Below are 20,925 nucleotides of genomic sequence, written 5' to 3' on the forward strand. Positions count from 1 at the left end.
ACTCAGGCGTGGGGAATCTCCAGGACTCCCGCTTTCTCAAGTTCCCTCAGAGCCAGCGGCATCAGCCGCTGGGACAGGTGGGTGCCGTCGTGGAAGAACTCCCGGGCGGCCTTCTCCATCGGCGGGTGATACATCCCCAGGATGCTCACGCAGGGAATCCCGTGCTCACCGCAATGGGCTTTCAAACGCTCGAGGTACGCGTAGGAGATATCCCGCCGCAGCTCGTAGGAGCCGACAAAGGGGAAGGTCGGGCTGGAAAGCTTCTCGTCCTTCGGCACGATCTGCGGCAGGGCCCAGAGGGCGGGGCGGAAGCCGCGCTCCTTTAGTTCCACCAGCAGCTTGATGAATTTCGCCGCGGTCTTTTCCACCGCTTCCTCGATTGTCGTCTTCCCGGCCTTGATGGTCTTGGCCATGTGGATCCGGCAATCGATCTCGCCGATGGAGAGCAGAACCTTGCCTCCAGGCTTCACGTCTTTCTTGAGCAGGATCTCCAGCTTCTCGCGGGCCCGGGTGGAGGAGCCCTTGTCGCCGGCCTTCCACGCCGTGGTCGGTCCAATGTGGAAAGCGCGGAAGCAGGGCAGAAGATCCAGCCCGCGGTTGATCCAATGTGGCTTCCACAGCGCGCTGCGGCGGTAGCGGATGAAGCGCAGGCGCTCCGCTCCGGCGAAGAACATGGTATTGCTGTCTCCGATGCAGGTGATCAGCTCGACCTCCTCCGGGAGCTTGCGCCCCAAGTGCTTGGCCAGCAGGGCTCGCCGCCGATCATCGAAGGGGGTAGCCTTGGTCCGCGGCTTGCGGGTGATCAGGGCGTCGAGGTTGTCGGCCAGCGACGCCAGCTCGGTCAGGGTGGATTCGGGCAGTTCAGGGATCACGTGAGGTCCGGAATCTTGACTCATCCCACGATGCTCCATTCCGGGGCCAACCAGCCATCCGGGGTCTGCTTGCCGACGAGGACGAGATCGGTGTGAACCCGCTCGGCATCGCCGTGGAGCTTTGGCAAGTCGTTGAAAGAGCTGACTTTCCTGAGCTTCTTCCCGCCGATGTTGCCCACCCGATAAGTATCGAAGCGGCGCTGCAGCCACGACAGGTACTCCTCCGGCGATTCGCCGGCCCAGCGGATGTACTGGGCGTCGAACTCGATGAAGCCGACCGAGCGCCCAACCGAGGCGAGGACCTCGATGAAGCCCTTGAGGGCCTTCGACTCGTAGCCCTCGATATCCATCTTGAAGAGCAGGGTCTTGCCGCGTGCCTCGTCCAGCGGGACCACGGAATCGATCGTCCGGGCCGTCAGTTTGAATTCCAGTGTCTGCGGGCGGGTGTTCATCTCCCGCACGGCCGAGGAGCTGCCGCTCCAGTCCGGATTCACGAAGAAAGGGATGTCCTCCGCCGCTTGGTCGGAGACTAGGCAGTTGGTGATCGTCATCCGCAGCCCGGCAGGGTGCTCCGCCTTGCTCTTCTCGAGGTGCGGGATCAGCCGCGGGTTCGCCTCGAAGCCGTAGAGGACTGTAACTTCCTCATAATCCGTGCCGAACATGCACTCGCCATAGTTCAGGCCCACGTCGACGATCAGGTCGGGCTTGAGGTGGCGGTTGAAGTCGCGCCAGAAAATCAGGTTGTCGGAGACCTTCCCGCGCAGCGGCTCCTCCACCACTTTTTTGCGGGCGCAAGGATCCTCGGCGTCGATGTAGATCCAGTGATTGCTGCCGTGGAGCTTCGCCCGCTCCGGCTTGAGGGTGCCGTAACGTATGAGCGTCAAGGGCTTGAGATAAGCGCGCTTGAAGGCTTTCTCCAGGCGCTTGTAGGGGCTGACTTTCATTGGGGCGGCGGCAGGGCCGAGCATGACCGCCCGCGGCGGGCGGGGCAAGCGGGGAGAGAGCGAAAGGGCGGGAGGGCTTTTTCTTCACCGCTTGTTCAATCCAGCTTCACATCCCGTAGTGAGAAGAGCCCATCCATGATGAACCGCCGCCGCAGTCTTTCCCTCGCCCTCGCCGGTCTCGCCGCCGGCACCACCGCCGCCTGTCGCCGCGAGGAGGTAGCGAAAGCTCCCGAGCCCGCTCCCGCACCTCCGCCTCCATCGCCCCCGCGCAAGGATCTCGAAGGTTCGGCACTCACTCCGGTCTCGGTCGATCCATCTTTGGAAATCCGCACCATAACCGGGCTGCGGCCCTTCCGGCCCTCCGGCTTTGTAGTGCGGCGGGAGGAGAGGGAAGGGAAGACGCTGGTCCACAACTACGGCCATGGCGGGGCGGGGATCACCTTGTCGTGGGGCTGCGCAAATCTGGCGGCGAACTTGGTGCCTCTGGTGTCCGGTCTACCCTGCGCGGTGATTGGCGGCGGCGTGATCGGCTTGAGCACCGCCCGAATGCTCCAACTCCGCGGCGCGAAGGTCACCCTCTACACGGATCTGCTGCCACCCGACACCACCTCCAACATTGCCGGGGGCCACTGGTGGCCGGTCTCAGTCTTCGATTCGAACAAGCGCACGCCGGAGTTCACCGCCCAGTTCCTGGACGCCGCGCGCTTCTCCTTCCGCTACTTCCAGCGTCTCATGGGGCCGCGTTGGGGTGTGCGCTGGGTGCCCAGCTACTACCTGAGCGAGGGTCCACCGGAGAATGGCTGGCTGGCTGGTCCCGGCGGGGTGCTGCATGAGACCCAAATCGGCTTCCGCGATTTCGGGCCCGGCGAGCACATTTTCCCGGCGGCCTATGTGCGGCGCTTCCACACCATCCTGATCGATCCCTCGATCTATCTGGAGACCCTCCTGCGCGATGTCCAGGTGGCAGGTGGTGCGGTCGAGATCCGGCGCTTCGCCGGCGCGGACGAAATCCTGAAGCTGCCCCAGCAGACGATCTTCAACTGCACAGGTCTCGGAGCGCGCGAGCTCTTCGCGGATTCCGAGCTCACGCCGATCAAGGGCCAGCTCAGCATCCTCCTGCCCCAGCCTGCAGTGAACTACAATCTGATCAACGGCAGCTACTACATGTTTCCCCGTGCCGATGGCGTGGTCCTCGGCGGCACCTTTGAAAAGGGCAACGGCGACCTCGCGCCGGATGATGCGGTGAAGTCGCGGGTCATCGCCGGGCAGCGGGCGATGTTCGAGCAGATGCGCGAGAACCAGAAGGGAATCCTTGCCGCCGCGCGCTGAAGAGTTCTGATAGGTGGATGGCCGCGAAGAAGCCGAAGCCGTCACCCTCGCCAGAATTGCGACCGAGCGTGGATGAGATCATCGCCCGTCTCAAGAAGCTCGCGACCAAGAAGGATCTCGAAGGGATGGCCCGCTATGCCATTCCTTCCGACCATGCCTTCGGCGTGGCGATGAACCAGATCCAGAAGCTCGCCAAGGAACTCGGCAAGGATCACGAGCTCGCGCAGGAGCTGTGGGCCAGGGGCTTCTACGAGGCCCGCACCCTTGCTGGATATGTGGATGAGCCAGCCAAGGTCACTGCCGCCCAGATGGACCGCTGGTGCAAGGACTTCGACAATTGGGCGATCTGCGACACCGTCTGCTTTGCGCTCTTCAAGCGAGTGCCCGGGTCTTGGCCGATGGTGAAGAAATGGGCTGCTCGCAAACCGGAGTTTGAGAAGCGCGGTGCCTTTGCCCTGCTATGGGCCTTCGCCGGCAGTGCGGATGACGATGCACCCTTTACCGAAGGTCTCAAATTGATCGAAGCCGCCGCTACGGATGAGCGGAACTTCGTGAAGAAGGCGGTGGACATGGCGCTGCGCGCGACCGGTAAGCGCAGCATCAACTTGAATACCGCTGCGGTGACTCTCGCCAAGCGACTCGCTGCTTCCGCCGATCCCACCGCGGCGTGGATCGGCAAGCATTCGCTGAAAGAGCTAAGCAGCCCCGCAGTGGTGAAGCGTCTTAAGGCATAGCGACAAGAGCTCCCGATGGATCCCGACGAACTCAAGCGCCGCTTCGGTGAGGAATACCCCGCGGCTTTAACCTTCGAAGGCAAGCGCCTGCCGTTGAAGGGCGAAAGCCTCTTTGGGCGCACCTATGTCGAGGAGGGAACCGAGAAGTTCTTCACTATCTCCCGCTTCATGGATGGCTCTGCCACGATTTCCCTAGAGGAACTCGAGGCGGAATGGCCGGCTTGGTCTGATCGCCTGCGCGGTAGCTTCTGCATGGGGCTCGGCTGGCTTCGGGATCAGGCTGATTTCCGCGGGATGCTGCAATACATCATGGACCATGGTGGTGAGGATGAACGCGGAGCGATTGCGAACATCGTTGCAAGTGCGTTGCCTCAGGATCAGGCCTTTGACTTCCTCGTCACCGCTTTGAGAAATCATCAAGGGCCGGGCAGTGCGAATCTCATCCAAGGTATCGCAGCAACGGAGCATCCGCATGCCTCCGGGATCTTGCGGGAACATCTCGCCTATCTGTGGCAGATGCCTGATTTGTGGAAGGAGGATCCTTTCATGAACTGGACGGCCTTTGATGCCTCCTGCTGCATTCTCCACCTTCTTGAGGCGGGCGGCGTCCCCGGGGATTATGAGGAGCAGGTGCGTTGCCTCGCCTCCCATGCATGCGAGGGGAATCGCCGTTCCACGAAGAGCTACCTTGGTGCTTACTATCCTTGGCTGGAATGATGCGCTCTCTCAATTCTCAAACAACTCGATGCGGAAGAAGCGCTGGGGATCACCCGCAGGCTTGGTGATTAAGACCGGTCCACCACCAGCCGGCAGACCTTGGTTCTCCGGGATGTCCCAGAGGGTCCATTGATTGAGTCCTGTCGAGGTATGGATGCGGTAGGATCGGTTCGCTGGAACGCTGAAGTTTAGATTCAGCGACCCGCCGTCCACGCTCACGCCGGGGCGGAAGGCGCTGGCCGGGTCGTGGGGATTGGTTCCGGCGAGGAACTCTTCCTGATTCGTGAGGCCATCGCCATCGGGGTCCTCGGCCGGGGCGCCGCTGGGGTCATTGTCCGGCTCGAAGTTGGCGATCCGCCAGTCAGCATAGACTTGGCGTCCCGGTAGCTCGGTGGTGATCCATTGTGAGAGCAGGTTCGCATCCGTCTGGTCGATCACGTTGCTGGCCAGTGGGGGCATGCGGCCGAAGCCTCCGGTGCCATTGACCCGCTGATAGACGATCGAGTTTGCGGTCGAGCCGGGGACCACCAGTTTGTTCGCCGCGTTGCCGCCATTGTTGTTCGGGGTGCCATTGATCAGCCCTGTGGCTGTTAGTGTGAGTTCCGGGCGGCCATCCCACGCTGTGGGTGCGCTGCCGCCCGCCTTGTGACAGTAGGAGCAATTGACCGCGATGTAAGAGCGCACCCGGGCCTCCAGTGGATAGTTGGTCTCATCCGGCCGCAGATGGCGCGGCAGCAGGTTCGGCGATCCCGGATCGTTGGTGAAGTATCCCTGCTGTTGCAGCGTCGTGAGCTGGTTGCCGCTGAAACCGAGCATGCTATTCGCCAGGTTGAGTTGGCGCGTGTTGAAGGACAGCGCATGCCCGGCCTGCGAGGTGTGGCATGCCATGCACTCCGCGCGGCTGGGGATGCGCCAGGTCTGCGGCACCGGATTGCCATTCTCTGTGATCGCCAGGTTGAAGTTCACGCCGCCGTCCGGAACTAGGTCCGCTTCGGTCCCGGCGTCGTTCCAGCGGTAGCTCACGCCATAGGCACCGGTCGGGTTCTTGACGATCAGCCGAGTCTCGATCCGTTTCTTGCTCGCTGGAACCCCGCGCTGCATCTCCATATCGAAGTGCTTCACCCAGATCGTTCCGGATGGCAGGGTCCACAGGCCATCCTGCGAGGTGGTGAATTGCGAAGTCCCATTCGGCACGATGAACCAGCGGCTCTTCACCGCGTGGTCGCTCCAGAAAGGCAGATTCACGTTGTAAGGAACCATCCCCGGCGACGGCGTCAGATCCGTGAGATCGGCAAACAAACCGGTGGCCGAAAGAGTCTCCGGAAAGCTCTGCGTCTGCGTGGATTGAACCAAGCGCAGAACGCGGTTACCATCGTTGTCCGCGATCAGGATATCGCCGTTTGAGGAATCGTAACCGAAGCCAGCGATGCCGGTCTCACCCGCAATCCGGGTCACGTTGCTGCCATTCAGATCCATCGACCAGATGTTGCCGGTGCCGTAGTCGCCGAAGATGTATTTCCCGCTGAGCGAGGGGATGTTCGTACCGCGATAGACCCGCCCGCCCGTTACCGAGAAGCCTTGGAACTCCGCTGGCATCGAACTGCCGGTATCCGGCTGATCATAGGTGTAGGTCGGCTTGCTGTGGTAGAGCGTGTCGAAGTTGGCAGGCATCGTCGGGTTCGTGGTCCGGGCGCCCACGTCATTGCCCTCGCGGAAGACCCACCCGTAGTTGCCACCGCGGGTGATGATGTTGATCTCCTCGTGCTTGTCCTGGCCAACATCGCCGCACCAGAGGGTGCCGGTCTGCGGATCGAAGGACATCCGCCAGGGATTGCGCAGGCCGGTGGCCCAGAACTCACTGCGGACCGTGCCGCTCACCGCACTGCCATTGTAGGTGCCATTCCAGTTGCCGCCGTTCGAGGGCAGCACGAAGGGGTTGGTCTTTGGGACCGAATAGCGCGCGATACCGTTATCATCCAGGATAATCGAGAGGTGTGGGTTCGGCTCAATGCTGTTCGTGGGGCTCTTGTCCACGTCGATCCGCAGGATGGCGGAGAAGAAGTCCTTGTTGATCTGCTGGCTGTTGATGAAGGTGTCGTTGCCGTCGCCCTCGTCACCTATGGAGATGTAGAGATAGCCATCGGGGCCGAAGTGCATGTCCCCGCCGTTGTGATTGCCTGCCTGGTCGAGTTGCTCGATCAGGATCGACTCGCTCGCGGCATCCGCAGCGTTGAAATTTGCCTGCGCGGTGAAGCTCGACACCCGCTGGTAGCGCTGCCCGCCCTTGGTCACCGAGTAGAAGACGAAGAAGCGGCGGTTCGTCTGGTAGTTGGGATGGAAGGCCAAGCCTAACAGACCGCACTCGGAGCCGGTATCGACGCTCTCGGTGGGGTTGTTGCGGGTGGCGAGAATGGTTGGCAGGTTGAGGAAGGTGGAAATTGTCGGCGTGGCGGCCGTGACATCCGGCACCATTTGCAGCAAGCCACCCTTTTGACTGATGAAGAGCCGCTTGGTATCGCCGGGTGCATTGGTGATGCCTACCGGGCTGGTGAAATCCAAGCCGCCGTTGTCATCGTTCGGCAGGGGAAAGGCGTTCACCAGTTGCAGCGCGGTAGTCGGCGGCGCTGCTGGCACGTTCAGGTTTGAGTTCGCCAGCTTGAGCGCGTTCTGGATCGTGATCGTGACCGTCGCCGTATTCGAGAAGCCGCCGCCACCACGCACGCGGTAGCTCAGCGAGTCGCTGGTCGCAGCGAGGTTGGTGTGCGTGTAGAGGATGCGCCCGTCACTCTGAACGCTGGCACTGCCGTTCACCGGTGCGCTGATGATCTCGACGCTGGAGGGGAATGCTTGGCCGCTGTCATTCGTCAGCACCGGGATGCCGGCTTTCTTGCCCGGCATCAGGGAGACGGTGTCGGCATTGGCGGTCGGCGTCATCGCGGCATCCACACCGGCCTTGCGGCTTGCGGTTTGGTCGATGGGCGACATCACGCCGGAGTAGAGGCGGAACTCGTCGTAGGAGATGTTCGAGTTGCTATCGTCAGTGAACTGCGAGCGCCCGAGCCAGTTGTTGACGTCCTCGATCTGGTTGAGCCGGAAGTTGGTGTCGACGAAGCCAACCTGAACTCCATCCCGATACCAGGTGAAGCGACCGCCGGTGGCTGGATTTGCTCCGACCCCGGCCTGGAAGGTCGCCACGAAGTGGTAGCGGGTCCCGGGGACCATATCGACGCTGTTGTTATTGCCGAGTTCGGTGGCGCCGTCGTTGCGTGCTGCGATCCGCTGCTGGTTCAAGGCGGTGCCGCGTTGCGCTGCAAGCATCAGGTTGTCGCGCGAGGCCGCGGCGCTGGGCGCTCCGCCGCTGCCGGTCAACTCGCCGGGAGCACCATTCCCGGTAATACTCATTCGGCCGAAGTCGAAAAGCCGCTGCCAATTTTTGGAGGACTGGAGCGTCGCCCAGATCTCCACGGTCATGTCCGTCTTCGAGGAGACGATGCCATTCGGCAGATCGAAGTAAGCGGAAATGTTCGCGGGTGCCAGACTTCCGTTAGTGGTCCCGGGAAGAGTCAGGGCCGTGCCCGTGCGCACGGCCCCTACACCCACGATTGCGCCATTCGCTGAAGTGATCGAGTCCGGGAGAACCGTGCCATTCCCGGAAGCCCCGGTGCCATTGAAGGACCAGCGGTGCGTGATGGTTTGGGCCTGTGCCGAACCAAGAAGAACCGTGAAGAGGAGCGTGGCTTTCCGGGTCATGGAACCCGTAAGCTAGCCGGAATCTCAGGAAAGGCAAAAGGCTTAGGGTGACATGCCGCTCCGGGAATCTGGCCAACGCTTCGGGCCTACTTCTTCAGCAGCTTGTCGAAAAACGGCAGGGCCGCCTTGTAGATCGCTTCATGCCCTGCCGCGGTAGGGTGCTGCCCATCGCAAGTCTCAAACTGGATTTGTCCCAAGTCTACCAGATGGGTCCGCTCATCCTTGCTGCCCTGCACGTAGCTCTGCACCGCGGCAGTCACTTCGCTGCGAGCCCTGCCGGACACCGGGATCATCACGATGATCTTCGTCTCCGGCGTGCAACGCTGGCGCAGCTTCGTGAGGCCAGCGATCGCGGTGGCGGCCTCCGGTGCGCGGTTCTCGCCCAGATTGACCAAAACGACATCGGGACTCGGCACGAGTTTCTCACCCGTGAGGCGTGAACTTGTGCTGGTGATCCGATCGATCAAGCCCGCGACATCGGGATTGTTCCCGCCTCCGCCGTGCCAGGCATAGCCACCGAAGGCCAAGCGCGATTCCCGGTAGCCATAGTGCTTCGCCAAGAGATAGCCATAGCTCGCGCGCGCATCGTCGGATGCGGCCCACTGGTCATCGGGCGGCCGGCCTTGGCTGCCGGCATACGCGGCACCATCACCGGAGAGAATGGAATCGCCGAGGTTCAGCCAGAGGTGGCCGGCGGGCGGCGGTGTGAGGCGTCCCTTTTCATCCACGCCGAAGCCGGTGATGCTCACGGCATTTGCCGGCACATCGCCGTGGAAGCGATCCTCAAAGGGGGAAAGGCCCTTGATGTAGAAATCGATCACCGGATTCGCCACGGAATCGGAAAGGGTGATCTCGCTTTCTCCCGCTGCAAGCTGGTGCGTCTGTAGCGGGTTCTTGTTGACCGTCCAGGCAAGGATCGGAAAGCGGGCGGGGGAGGGATACTTCAATCGCGTGGTATCCACCTTGAGCACGACTTTCTTCGTGTTGAGGAAGGCGAACTTGAAGGATGCTCCACACACTGGAGAATGAATGCCATCGTTCGTGCGGATCCAATTCAGAGGAGAAAGTCCCGCGAGGACCTGAGGGTCCGTGGCTGGAATGATATGACCGGTGGCAGAAGTCTTGGCGGTGAGCATGCCCTGGGCTTCCAGCCACTTGAGTGATCCCGCCTGCCATGCATCCCACGAGGGACCCTTGTAGCCATTCAGTCCATGGCCGCCAGAGGGTAGCTCGAGGTATTCGGCCGCTACGTGGTGAGCCTTGAGTGCATCGGCGAAGAGCTCGCTGTTGCGCGGTGTGACCACCGTGTCGTCCTTCGCATGGGCGAGGAAGCAAGGCGGGGTTTTGTCTGTGACCTGCTTCTCGGTGGAGAATTCGTCGATCGACTGCGGCGTCGGATTTTGCCCTAACAGATTGTTCCGCGAGCCGCCGTGGGTCAGTTCGGTCATCGTGATCACCGGGTAGATCAGCACTGCGAAGTCCGGGCGGGAGCTGAGCCGATCGACTGGATCCTCCGCCTGCGGGGAGCCCGCATCGAAGCGGGTGGCGGCGGTCGAAGCGAGATGACCGCCCGCGGAGAAGCCGATGATGCCGAGGCGCTGCGGATCGATCTGCCAGTCCTTCGCCTTCGAGCGTGCGAGGCGGATCGCGCGCTGGGCGTCGAGCAAGGGGACCATCTTCCTGCCCTGCGGCAGCCGGTATTCCAGCACCAGGCCGGTGATTCCGTGGGTATTCAGCCACTGCGCGATGCCGTGCCCCTCGCCACCGGTGACCAGGCCGCCGTAGCCGCCGCCCGGGCAGATGACCATGGCCGCGCCGTTCGGATGTTCCGGCTGATAGACCGTGAGCATCGTCGTGGCGGGTGAGCTGCTGCCGTCGCCATTCGGTGCCTCCTTGCCCGGCCAGACCGGGATTCGCTGGGGCTCGGCACAGGCGATGCCTGCCAGAGCGGAGAGAAAGAAGAGGGCGCGAAGGAGCTGGGATCGCATGGCTGTTTCTCTACGCAAGAGCGCGCAGAAGTAGCACAACTATTCCAATCGCGGGTAGGAGTGTCCCTCCCTTTTTGGGTAGAAGGGATGCCGTCCCAAAGGCAGGAATCCGCACGCTTAACGCGCGGAAACCTTCAGGTCGTCTCAAGCCTTGGCCGACCTGCGGCTACGCAGGAAAGCGCCGGCGAGCAAAAGCCCGCTGACCGCTACCATGGTGCTTGGCTCAGGGACGACCGAGGTCTGCAAGGCATGAGGAGAGCCCTGACTCCAATCATCGCGACGAGGCTGATCCAATTGGGGTGCCTCGCCTTCTTTGCCTTTAACAAGCGGCTGGCTTGAAGGAAGTCCGCTTGCGCCTTTATCGACAAGAAGCGCAGCGTGTGCCTGCTGCACGGCAAATCCGATCAGGCAGGCGAACAGCCATTTTGAGCTGCTTTTCACTTGGTTTGGGGGGTGAGGGTGAGGGTGAAATTTTGGAAGCTTGAGGCAATCGTAGCGGTTAGAAAAACCGATCGTAGTGCTCGCGCCAACCAAAAGGGTTGAGGTGATCCTAAGGCGCGAGGGTACCCCTGTCAACCAAGCGGACCGAGGGAAGCAGGAAAGGGTGGATGCAAAATGCACGAATGAGACGCTTGGGTTCGCGAGCGCTTGGAAAAACCGGGCGTCTCGCCCGTGAGGCTCAATGCTCCTGCAGCTCCACCCTGAAGTAGCGCTCAGGTGTGGTAATCGGAAAGGTGAATTCGACCAGCCCGGCAGCGTGCGGCAGAGGCTGATTGCCGGGGATGTCCCACGGCGTCCAGGCTTGTGTTAGATCGGGTGTGCTGGTGATGCGGAAGGAGCGGTTGGCTGGCAGATTGAAGGAGAGAGTATAGGCGCCATTCGCAGCGTTGACCTGCGGGAGCAGATGGCTCGTCGCCGCATTCGGATCGGTGCCCGCCAGGAATTCCTGATAGTTGGTCTGCTTGTCGCCATCGGCATCGACTGCCGGAGCTCCGGCGGGATCGCCATCCGGTTCGAAGTTCGAAATACGCCAAGCCTCGTAGGTTTGGCGGTTCTCCAGCTCGCCATTGATCCAGGTCGTCAGCAAGTTGGCTGCCGCCGTGTCGAGCACATTGCTGGCCAGCGGCGGCATGCGGGTGAAGCCATTGGTCACTGCCACGCGGTTGAGGACGATCGAGTGAGTGGTGTCGCCCGGAACTACGAGCTTGTTGGCCTCGTTGCCGCCGTTGTTGGTCGCCGGGCCATTGACCAGGTTGGTTTGGTCCAGCGTGAGCTCGGGCCGGCCATCCCACTGGCCGAGCGCGGTGCCACCGGTTTTGTGGCAGTAGGAACAATTCACCGCGAGGTAGGAGCGCACGCGGGCTTCGATCGAATAAGTGGATTCGTCCGGCCTCAAGTGCCGCGGCAAGAGGTTTGGCGAGCCCGGATCGCCACTCAGATAGCCCTCCGTGAAGAGTGTGGTGAGCTGATTGCCGGCATGGCCGGACATGTCATTCTCCAGATTGAGCTGGCGGGTGTTGAAGGAGAGCGCATAGCCCGCCTGCGAGGTGTGGCAGATCATGCACTGCCCGCGCGCGGGGATGGTCCAGGTCTGCGGCACCGGGTTGCCATTATCGGTGATGGCCAGGTTGAAACTGTCGCCGCCATCGGGCACCAGCGTGGCTTCCGTCCCGCCGGCATTCCAGCGGTAGCTTACTCCATAAGCACCCGCGGCGTTCTTCACGATCAAGCGCGTCTCGATCCGCTTCTTGCTCGCGGGCACGCCTCGCTGCATCTCCATGTCGAAGTGCTTTACCCAGATCGTGCCCGTCGGCAGGGTCCAAAGGCCATCTTGTGACCCGGTGAAGGTGGCGGTGGGGCTTGGGACTGTGAACCAGCGCTGCTTTTGCGCGTGATCGCTCCAGAAGGGCAGGTTGACCTCGTAGGGGACCACCCCCGGGGCCGGAGTCAGGCTCGCGACATTCGTGAACAGGCCGGTCTCTGAAAGCGTATTCGGGAAGGCCGTGGCCGAAACATTGCCGGTGATCCTCAGGAGGCGGCCGCCGTCCTCGTCCGCCAGCAGCACGTCCTGGTTCGAGGGGTCCGTGCCGAAGGCAGAGATCCCGCCCTCGCTGAAGATCTTGGTCACGCCGGTGCCGTCCTGGTTCATCGACCAGACCTTGCCCTCGGTGTAATCGGCGAAGAGATACTTGCCGTAGAGCGAGCTGGCGCTGCCGCCGCGACAGACCAGGCCGCCGATGATGCAATCGCCAGTGAAGTCCGCGCCGCCTTGGCTATGGTGATAGTTGTAAACCGGATCGATCGACGTGAAGCCGGGGGGCGCCGCTGGATGAGCCGCCACATCCCACGGCCCCTCGAAGGGGCCCTCGCGATAGACCCAGCCGTAGTTGCCGCCCTTCACGATCAGGTTCACCTCCTCACGCTTCGAGCCACCAACATCCCCGCACCACAGGTTGTTTGTCATCGGGTCGAAGGAGAAGCGCCAGGGATTGCGCAGGCCCACCGCCCACATCTCGCCGCGGACGTAGTCAGGATTTACCGGCAGACCGTTGAAAGTCGTGGCCCCGACGAAGGGATTATCCGCCGGCACGGAGTAGCGGGCGATGCCGTTGTCGCGCTTGATGGATGATCCGGTGCTGTCCGCATAGGCCGGGTTGGGATTCGGGTTGGGCTCGAGGTTGCCCGGCTTCTTGTCGACATCGATCCGGAAGATCGCGGAGAAGAAATCGCGGTCGATGATCTGTGCGTTGAGCTGTTGGTCGTTCTGCCCGCCCTCGTCACCCACGCTGAAGTAGAGATAACCATCCGGACCGAAGTGGAGGTCGCCGCCGTTGTGATTTCCCTGCTGGTCACGTTGGTCGATGTAAACCAGCTCGCTGGTGGTATCCGCAAGATTCGGATTGGCAGCTTGGGTGGTGAAGCGGCACAGGCGGTCATGTAGCGGCGGCGCATTCCCGCTGCCCAGACCCACGCTGTAAGCGAGGTAGAAGTAACGGTTGCTCGCGTACTGCGGATGGAAGGCCATGCCGAGCAGGCCGATCTCGTCGCCATTGGTTCGGAGCCGCTCGCCGGTGCGGGCATTCACCGTGGCTAACAGATCAAGAAACAGCACCTTGGTCGGGCTGGCGGCGGCAGTATCCGGGATCATCCAGATCTTGCCGCCCTGCTCGCAGATGAAGAGGCGGTGGGTGTCTCCCGGCGGCGAAACCAAGCACACCGGCTCGCTGAAGCTCAGGTTCGGGAAGGCATTGACGAGCGCAAAGCTGGTGCTGTCCACGGGAGGCGTGGCTGGCACATTCAGCGCGGGGTTTGGCTGACGCAGTGGTGCGGGATCGGCGAAGGCGGAAGCCAATACGCAGGGGAGGAGGAAAGCGACCAGGGGGGGACGGCGCATAAAACGGAACCTAGTGAAGTGGATTCCGAAGTCAAAGCGCCAGATGTGCCATTTCTAACTGAAAACAAGGCACTTCCACATTGCAAAAAGCCCCGGCTGATGCCGGGGCTTTCGCGAATACCAGTGGAACAACTTCGCTGCGGCTCAGCGCATGCGGAAGTAGTTGTCGGGGTTGTAGAGGAAGTAAACGTCCTTCGGCGTGAGGTGCGGCAGGTAGGAGAAGGGCTTGCCATTGGCATCCACTTCTTCCTTCAGCGCGTTCGGGGCGGGAGTCGCCACCGGACCCGAATCGGGGTTCTTGGTGAACGAGGTTTCCTCGATGCCTTGGACGATGTGATCGACCCACTTGAGCTTGCAGGCATCCTCGCCGAACTCGCTCCAGTCGCCCGAGGAGTTGTGGGCATACATCTGCTTGATGAATTCGTCCGTGGTCACGCCCATCTTTTGCGCGATGGGGGTGCCGAAGCGGGCCCACCAGCGCTGGCTTTCCTTCACCACTTCCGCTTGCTCGGTCAGGTTGAGCTGGCCGAAGAGAGTGGAGCTGATCTGGTGGTGCAGGATGACCGCATTCGGATAGGCGTAGGAGTGCTTCGCCAGAGTGGTGATCCCCGCGGCCATCGAGGCGGCGAAGGACTTCACCACCACGTGCACGGGTGCGTCGCTGGACTCCATCGCCTTCTGGATCCGGTAGCCGGCCATCACCGAGCCGCCCGGCGATTCGTCGATGACGATGAAGATCGGCAGCTTCTTGTCCAAGTTGTTGTAGAAGTCGATGCGGTCCGTGATGTGGTCCGCAGTGGCCATCGTGATCAAGCCGTTCAGCGCGATCCGGCGGTCGGAAATCACCAGGGTGCCGTCATCCTTCAGCGGATTCTCCAAGTAGGTGGGCTTTGCGTCGGCATAGGCCTTGCGCTTGCCTTCCATCTCATAGGTGGAGATCTGGTTCTGCAGCTTGGCGAGCGCGATACCGGACTCGCTCTGCACCGACTTCAGCTCGTTGGTGAGCAGTTCGGCACGGGCGCGGGCGATGCTGGCCTCGCGGGAGATCTTCGCGCTTTCGGCCTCGGCCTTGGCGTTTTCGTCTTCCTGCGCGGCCTGGCGCTTGGCAGCGGCCAGTCCCATGCGCTCCGTCAGGAGATCCTTCTCCATCTTGAGCTTAGTGATCTCATCGCGCATTGCGTTGGTCTCCGCCTTCAGGCGCTCCGCGGCCAAATTGTTCTCGACCGACAGCTTCTCCTGCTCGGCCTTGATGGGGTCGGCCTTGGCCTCAGGGGCCGGTTTTTCGGCGGACTTCTCGGCGGGCTTTTCCTGCGGCTTGTCCGCCGTTGGGGCGGGAGCGGCCGGGATGTTACCGATGCCGATTGGCGGGGTGGCGGCAGAGGCCGGCACGGGAGCCGCGGGGGTTGCCGGAGCGGGTGCAGGGGCGTCTTGAGCGACAGCAAAGGCGGTGGCCATGCCAAGCAGGGCCAAGGTACAACGGGTGGTGGCTTTCATGGGGCGTTCAGGTGCAGGAAGTGCGGGGAATACCGATCTTCCCGGACAATCTCGCAATCAAGCGCCACCGTCGCCCCGGCTTGTTTCGCCGGAATTTTTCAATCGGCGCTGTTTGCGGATTCCCACAAACACAATAATCCCCACGAAGGCAAGGAAGACGCAGGCGAGGATGCCTAACCATTTGACGATTCGCCCGCCGCCCTCGCGGAAGGCTGCGTCGCCCACCACTTCAGGCGGGGATTCGCCCGGGACGCGGGCCAAAATCAGCTTCCCCGGGGCCAATTCGGCCCGGGTCAGGGCTGCCATCGCAGGGCCGATATTGCCGTCCTTGGTGGCCGCTTCGAAGATCCGCAGGGTGGAGAAATGCTCCATGAAGCCCTCCGCCACCGTTTTTCCTGGAACTTCGAGGGAACTGACCTTCAGCGCCAATTCCCGCCGCGCCAGCAGCGGGTGGCCCTTGAGCGAACCGATGAGGTAGCGCGGATCGGCCGTAATCGGGCCGTCCTCACCGTCGCGAGCCAGCCGCGGCTTGCCGTTCAACTTGTAGTTGATGTCGATAAGCAGCGCTTCCTGAGTGATTTCCTTCACCCGGAAGGTTCCGCGGAGCTGCTCGACCGGCTTGTAGGCAGCGATGGCGAGGTTCAGGTCCTCGACGCTGAGCTCCATCCGGGCGGGCGTTTTGGCGTCGCCCTTCAGCTCATCGCTGAATTTCTCCATCCGGGCGGTCAGCTCGGCGAGCTTGGCCTGATCCACGGTCTCCACCGGCAGTGGGGCAGGGGTGGGGGAGGTGAACTTCTCCATCTCCGTGGCCTGCTTGAAAGGCAGCCAAACGGCGAAACCGACCAAGCTCACCAGCATCAGCAGCGCCAGGATCAGGATCAGGCAGCCGGCGAAGGGGGAGCGGGCGGTGGCTTGCGGTGGCTCTTTGTCAGGCATGGGCGGCGCTTCTTAGGCGCGGCTTGCTGGTTTGTCGAAGGCGGAAATCGAGGGCTACAGTCGGCCCTGCCATTTCCAAGTCAGCATCACGAGCACACCCACGTGGCACAACAACAGGGGGTAGCCGAGCCGCAGGATCCGGGCGTCCCGTGGACTCGGCCCTGCGGGTCGGCGGAAGAAAATGAAGGCAGCCACTATCCAGAAAGCCCCAATGGCGAGGGTATTGACGAATAGCAGCACTCCGCCGTCGAAGGTCAGCGCCGCGAAGAATTGCAGCAGCAGCTGAAGGATACCGGAGAAAACCAGTGCATCCTGATAGTTGGGTGATACGGGCTGTGGGTGGAGCATCTTGCGCATTGGGTTCTACTCTTCCTCGTCCTCGCCGTCTTCGAATTTCTCATCCGCCCGGATCGCGTCGAGCTTCTCCTGGTAGCTCTTCTCGTCGAAGCCCTTCTTGCGCCGGTACATCGCGTCGGTCTCCTCGCCCAGGCAGGCGGCGATGCGCTCCTTGGCGTCTTGCTCGCTCATTCCGCCCGCAGTGAGGCGTTGCAGGGTCTTCGCGACATAGCGGGTCTGCGGGGCAGCCAGTTGCTGCTCCACCGCTGCGAGAAGGTCTTGGAAAAAGGCGTCGTGGTCCATCCGGCCCGCACAGCCTGTTGCAAGGGATCGGAGAAGTCAGCCGGAATCTGGCAGGCGGGATGCTCGCGGAAAAAGCCTGCCAAGTCTGAAATCACGGTCAAACTCCCGCCATGCCGCGCCTGATCCCCTTGCTCCTCTGCCTGCTCCTCGCTGCCTGTGGCGGCAAGAAGGACAACTCCCTTCGCATCGGCATGGAGCTGACCTATCCGCCCTTTGAGATGAAGGACGCGCAGGGCAATCCCGACGGGGTGGGGGTGAAGATGGCCGAGGCGCTGGCCAAGGAACTCGGCCGCCCGCTCAAGATCGTGCCGATGGAGTTCACCGGGTTGATGCCGGCGCTCCAGTCCGGCAGCGTGGATCTGGTGATTTCCTCGATGACTGCCAGCGAGGAACGCCGCAAGTCGATCGACTTCTCCGAGCCCTATGCCTTCACCGGTCTCTCGATCCTGGTGGGGAAAGACTCCACGATCCAATCGGTGGAGGATCTCAAGAAGGACGGCATCAAGCTTGCCCTGAAGGCCGGCACCACCGCCGAGATCTGGGCCAATGCAAACACCCCCAAGGCCAAGGTCACCACCTTCAGCGAGGAAAGCGCCTGCGTGCAGGAGGTGGCGCAGGGCCGGGCGGATGCTTTCATCTACGATCAGCTTAGTATCTACGCCTACCACAAGAAGAACCCGGACACGACCCGCCCGATCCTGAAGGCCTTCGTGGAAGAGAACTGGGGTGTCGGCATAGCCAAGGGCAATGACGAGTTGAAGGGCAAGGTGAATGCCTTCATTGAGAAGTTCCGCAAGGAGGGCGGCTTCGGGAAGCTCGGCGACCAGTATCTCAAGGACGAGAAGAAGGCGCTCGAGGGAATGGGCGTGCCTTTCATCCTGCGTTGAGCTGAACGGCTATGCGCACGGGAACGCAGCGGATTTGGAACGGCATCGCTGCGCTGCTGATTGCGGCGCTGTTTGCGGGCATCTGCACGCTGGTCTTCACCAAGCTTGGCGGGCGGACGGACTGGTCGAAGCTCTGGGAGTTCCGCGGCCTGTGGTTCAGCGGCTGGTTGTGCACCTTGCTGATCTCGCTCGGGGCTTTGGTCGGCAGTCTGATTGTGGGTCTGCTCCTCATGTTAGGGCAGCGCAGCCCCTTGCCCGCGGTGAAATGGAGCTGCCGCTTCTTCCTGGAGTTTGTCCGGGACACGCCGCTGCTGGTGCAGTTGCTGGTCGGCTATTTCGTGATCTTTGCGCCCTTCCTGTCCCGCACGCTGGATGGCATGGGCTGGAATGAGAAGATTGTCATTGGCATCATCCTGCTCTCGCTCTTTGAGGGAGCCTATCTCGGCGAGATCTTCCGCGGCGGCGTGGAGAGTATTCCGCGCGCGCAGTGGGAATCGGCACGCGCGGTCGGCTTCAACCGCAGCCAAGTCTACCGTCACGTCATCTTCCCGCAAGCGCTGCGCCGCGTGCTGCCGGCGGTGGCAGGGCAATTCGTCTCGCTGATCAAGGATTCCTCGCTGCTCAGCATCATCGGGGTGCAGGAGCTCTTCTACCAGGCCCGAGCTTACGGGACGCGAACCTACTCCGGCCTGGATGCCTACATTCCGCTGGCGCTGGGTTACCTGATCCTCACGGCCCCGGTGGTCTTCCTCGCCCACCGTCTCGAACGCCGCTTCCGCGATGAAACTTGAGATCCACGGCCTGACCAAACGCTTCGGCAGCCATGCCGCGCTCGACCATCTCGACCTCAGTGTCGATGGCGGCCGGGTGATCGTGCTGGTGGGCCCCTCCGGTGGTGGCAAGAGCACCCTGCTGAGAGTGCTGGGCGGCTTGGAAACACCGGACGCGGGCGAGGTGGTTATCCGCGAGAAACCGCTGCCACGCAGCGAGGCAGAGCTGCTCGCTTATCGCCGCCGGAATGGCTTCCTCTTCCAGCAGTTCAATCTCTTCCCTCATCTAACAGCCCTGCGCAATCTGACCCTGCCGTTGGAGGAAGTGCAGCGTCTATCGCCTGCCGATGCCAAGGCCACCGCTGAGGCTGCGCTCGACCGCTTCGGCCTGCTGGCGCACGCCCACAAGCGCCCTGCCGAGCTTTCCGGCGGCCAGCAGCAGCGCGTCGGGATTGCCCGGGCCGTGGCCGCGAAGCCGGAGGTCCTCTTCCTGGATGAGCCGACCTCCGCGCTCGATCCGGAGATGACGGCGGAGGTGTTAGAGCTGATTCAAGAGCTGGCGGAAGGCGGCCAGCGGATCATCCTGAGCACGCACGAGATGGGCTTTGCCCGCGCGGTGGGGGATCTCGTCGCCTTCCTGGCCGCGGGCAAGGTGGTGGAATCCGCGCCGCCTGCGCAGTGGTTCGAGAAGCCGCAGTCCGAGCAAGCGCAGCGCTTTCTCTCGCGGGTGCTAAGATACGTGTAAGTAGTCCGCACACGGCGTGTGTGGACTACTTCGGCAATTCCCCATCCATCGCCAGCAGCCACGGCGTGTATTCCGGCGGGATCGGCGCTTCGAACTTCAACCGCTGCTTGGTTACCGGGTGCTCGAAGCTCAGCCGCCAGGCGTGCAGCATCAGCCGCCCCGGCTTGGCCGTTTGGCGTTCCGGCTTCGCATAGATCGGGTCGCCGATCAGCGGGCAACCGCGGCTCAGGAGGTGCACGCGGATCTGGTGGGTCCTGCCGGTGTGCAGATGGCAGAGCACCAGCGCGCTTCCGGTCGAGCGATCGATCCCCAGCACTTCATAGTCGGTGATCGCCGGCTTGCCCCCCGGCGGATTGACCACCGCCATCTTCTGGCGGTTTACCGGATGGCGGCCGATGTGGGTGAAAATCGTGTCCTTCGCTGGCTCGGGCACGCCTTGCACGGCAGCCAGGTAGAGCTTCTCCATCGTGGTCCGCCCGGAAAACTGCTCCGACAGCGACTGGTGCGCCTGATCGGTCTTGGCCACTACCAGACAACCGGAGGTGTCCTTGTCCAAGCGGTGCACGATTCCCGGCCGCTCCACGCCGCCGATCCCCGAAAGCTGGCCCTTGCAGTGGTGCAGCAGGGCATTGACCAAGGTCCCGTCCGGATTCCCCGCCGCCGGGTGCACCACGATCCCGGATTCCTTGTCCAGCACCACCAGATGCGCGTCCTCAAACAATATGTGCAGCGGGATGTCCTGCGCCTGGGCCTCCGCCGGCACTGCCTCGGGCAGCGCGATACTAAGCAGATCTCCGGTCGCCACCGCATCCCGCGGCTTCGCCGGGTTTCCGTTGCGCAGGATGAACTGCTCGCGGATCAGCTCCTGGATCCGCGAACGCGAAAGGTCCGGCAGGTTCGCCGCCAGCCAAGCATCCAGCCGCATCCCGGCATTGTTTTCCACGCGGAGTTCCATTCGCGGCGGAGCGTCGGGGCAGGCAGGCGAGTTTGTCAACCAAGCCGGGGAGATGCGGCTGCGGAGAGCCCTGCCTGTTGAATTGTCTGGCGGGTTGCCCGGAATTGGCGCTCTTCGCATGAGTGGAAGACTTTCTCAGCGCAATCGACCGCCATGGCTGGGGCTTCCTGCCCGGATACGTGAGCGAAGGAGAGGCTCTCCTGCTACGAGGCGAGTGCGTGGATGCCTCCGAGAAGGGCCAATTCAAGCGGGCGGGCGTGGGCCGAGGCCTGAATCTGGAAGTCCGCGAGGACATCCGCAGGGATCAGGTGATGTGGCTGCAGGCGGGTGAGATGGCCGGGACAGATTCCTATCTGGCGATGCTGGAAGTGCTCCGGCTCGCGTTCAACCAGCGCTTCTACCTCGGCTTATTTGCATTTGAAGGCCATTTTGCCATTTACCCGGCAGGGGCCTTCTACAAGGCCCATCTGGACCGCCACGCCGGAACCAGCGACCGGATCGTGACGGCGATTCTTTACCTCAACCAAGACTGGCAACCCGGTGATGGGGGCGAGCTGAAGCTGTGGACGACGCCGGATGGCCGGGACGGCGCCTTCGTGCTCATCGAGCCGCGGATGGGCACGCTGGTGTGTTTCCTGGCCGGGGATTTCTGGCACGAGGTGCTACCCGCGACGAAGACCCGCATGAGCATCACGGGCTGGTTCCAGCAGCGCTGAGGCTGAGCGGGTTGAAGATTTGGCCTTCACCCGCTCTCCAAGAAGTTCACGGGAT

Annotated in this window: 18 protein-coding genes; 7 read left to right on the forward strand and 11 right to left on the reverse strand. The window is 62.5% G+C overall.

The window, feature by feature from the left end; all coding sequences use genetic code 11:
• Positions 1 to 2 precede the first annotated feature (2 nt).
• Positions 3 to 872 (reverse strand): hypothetical protein, encoded by an 870-nt coding sequence (locus BV071_RS28635; RefSeq protein ID WP_035614840.1) that lies wholly within the window; start codon positions 870 to 872, stop codon positions 3 to 5.
• Positions 873 to 892: 20 nt separating this feature from the next.
• Positions 893 to 1,816, reverse strand: a complete 924-nt coding sequence (locus BV071_RS28640; protein ID WP_265595015.1) for an FkbM family methyltransferase — start codon at positions 1,814 to 1,816, stop codon at positions 893 to 895.
• Positions 1,817 to 1,951: 135 nt separating this feature from the next.
• Between BV071_RS28640 and BV071_RS28645 the strand changes: the two genes are divergently transcribed.
• Genes BV071_RS28645 through BV071_RS28655 form a run of 3 tightly spaced genes read left to right on the forward strand, consistent with a single transcriptional unit; the run spans position 1,952 to position 4,596 of the window.
• Positions 1,952 to 3,145, forward strand: a complete 1,194-nt coding sequence (locus tag BV071_RS28645; RefSeq protein ID WP_052574003.1) for an FAD-dependent oxidoreductase — start codon at positions 1,952 to 1,954, stop codon at positions 3,143 to 3,145.
• A 17-nt stretch (positions 3,146 to 3,162) separates the two neighbouring features.
• The gene (locus BV071_RS28650; RefSeq protein WP_052574004.1) at positions 3,163 to 3,879 is read left to right on the forward strand and encodes a DNA alkylation repair protein; all 717 of its coding nucleotides are present in this window, start codon (positions 3,163 to 3,165) and stop codon (positions 3,877 to 3,879) included.
• 15 nt (positions 3,880 to 3,894) lie between these two features.
• Positions 3,895 to 4,596, forward strand: coding sequence for a hypothetical protein (locus BV071_RS28655; RefSeq protein ID WP_035614846.1), 702 nt, complete (start codon positions 3,895 to 3,897; stop codon positions 4,594 to 4,596).
• A gap of 9 nt (positions 4,597 to 4,605) precedes the next feature.
• On the opposite strand, the gene BV071_RS28660 is transcribed toward BV071_RS28655, so the two are convergent.
• From BV071_RS28660 to BV071_RS28695, 8 genes are all read right to left on the reverse strand, one after another.
• Positions 4,606 to 8,346 (reverse strand): PQQ-dependent sugar dehydrogenase, encoded by a 3,741-nt coding sequence (locus BV071_RS28660; RefSeq protein ID WP_035614850.1) that lies wholly within the window; start codon positions 8,344 to 8,346, stop codon positions 4,606 to 4,608.
• An 86-nt stretch (positions 8,347 to 8,432) separates the two neighbouring features.
• Positions 8,433 to 10,334, reverse strand: coding sequence for an alpha/beta hydrolase fold domain-containing protein (locus tag BV071_RS33895; protein ID WP_052574005.1), 1,902 nt, complete (start codon positions 10,332 to 10,334; stop codon positions 8,433 to 8,435).
• A gap of 144 nt (positions 10,335 to 10,478) precedes the next feature.
• A complete protein-coding gene (locus BV071_RS35935) occupies positions 10,479 to 10,775 on the reverse strand; it encodes a PEP-CTERM sorting domain-containing protein (RefSeq protein ID WP_265595016.1) in 297 nt (98 codons plus the stop codon).
• Positions 10,776 to 11,013: 238 nt separating this feature from the next.
• Positions 11,014 to 13,728 (reverse strand): PQQ-dependent sugar dehydrogenase, encoded by a 2,715-nt coding sequence (locus BV071_RS28675; protein ID WP_035614856.1) that lies wholly within the window; start codon positions 13,726 to 13,728, stop codon positions 11,014 to 11,016.
• A 144-nt stretch (positions 13,729 to 13,872) separates the two neighbouring features.
• Positions 13,873 to 15,222, reverse strand: coding sequence for an ATP-dependent Clp protease proteolytic subunit (locus BV071_RS28680; protein WP_052574006.1), 1,350 nt, complete (start codon positions 15,220 to 15,222; stop codon positions 13,873 to 13,875).
• Positions 15,223 to 15,279: 57 nt separating this feature from the next.
• Positions 15,280 to 16,158: a hypothetical protein gene (locus tag BV071_RS28685; protein ID WP_035614859.1), complete on the reverse strand. Its 879-nt coding sequence runs from the start codon at positions 16,156 to 16,158 to the stop codon at positions 15,280 to 15,282.
• 54 nt (positions 16,159 to 16,212) lie between these two features.
• Entirely contained in the window at positions 16,213 to 16,506 is a 294-nt protein-coding gene (locus tag BV071_RS28690; protein ID WP_265595017.1) for a hypothetical protein, read from the reverse strand.
• A gap of 15 nt (positions 16,507 to 16,521) precedes the next feature.
• The gene (locus BV071_RS28695; RefSeq protein ID WP_052574007.1) at positions 16,522 to 16,797 is read right to left on the reverse strand and encodes a hypothetical protein; all 276 of its coding nucleotides are present in this window, start codon (positions 16,795 to 16,797) and stop codon (positions 16,522 to 16,524) included.
• A gap of 110 nt (positions 16,798 to 16,907) precedes the next feature.
• On the opposite strand from BV071_RS28695, the gene BV071_RS28700 reads away from it, so the two are divergent.
• Genes BV071_RS28700 through BV071_RS28710 form a run of 3 tightly spaced genes read left to right on the forward strand, consistent with a single transcriptional unit; the run spans position 16,908 to position 19,199 of the window.
• Positions 16,908 to 17,684 carry a transporter substrate-binding domain-containing protein gene (locus tag BV071_RS28700; RefSeq protein WP_035614864.1) on the forward strand — a complete coding sequence of 259 codons (777 nt, stop codon included), beginning with the start codon at positions 16,908 to 16,910 and terminating at the stop codon, positions 17,682 to 17,684.
• Positions 17,685 to 17,695: 11 nt separating this feature from the next.
• The gene (locus tag BV071_RS28705) at positions 17,696 to 18,475 is read left to right on the forward strand and encodes an amino acid ABC transporter permease (RefSeq protein WP_035614867.1); all 780 of its coding nucleotides are present in this window, start codon (positions 17,696 to 17,698) and stop codon (positions 18,473 to 18,475) included.
• On the forward strand, positions 18,465 to 19,199 hold the full coding sequence (locus BV071_RS28710; RefSeq protein ID WP_035614870.1) for an amino acid ABC transporter ATP-binding protein: 735 nt from the start codon (positions 18,465 to 18,467) through the stop codon (positions 19,197 to 19,199). Before BV071_RS28705 ends, BV071_RS28710 begins: the two co-directional genes overlap by 11 nt.
• A 25-nt stretch (positions 19,200 to 19,224) precedes the next feature.
• Here BV071_RS28710 and BV071_RS28715 read toward each other — a convergent pair whose 3' ends face one another.
• Entirely contained in the window at positions 19,225 to 20,154 is a 930-nt protein-coding gene (locus tag BV071_RS28715; RefSeq protein WP_035614872.1) for an RluA family pseudouridine synthase, read from the reverse strand.
• A 122-nt stretch (positions 20,155 to 20,276) separates the two neighbouring features.
• Between BV071_RS28715 and BV071_RS28720 the strand changes: the two genes are divergently transcribed.
• The gene (locus BV071_RS28720; protein ID WP_052574008.1) at positions 20,277 to 20,870 is read left to right on the forward strand and encodes a 2OG-Fe(II) oxygenase; all 594 of its coding nucleotides are present in this window, start codon (positions 20,277 to 20,279) and stop codon (positions 20,868 to 20,870) included.
• Positions 20,871 to 20,925 lie beyond the last annotated feature (55 nt).

Source organism: Haloferula sp. BvORR071 (genome assembly GCF_000739615.1).
Taxonomy (GTDB): Bacteria; Verrucomicrobiota; Verrucomicrobiia; order Verrucomicrobiales; family Akkermansiaceae; genus Haloferula.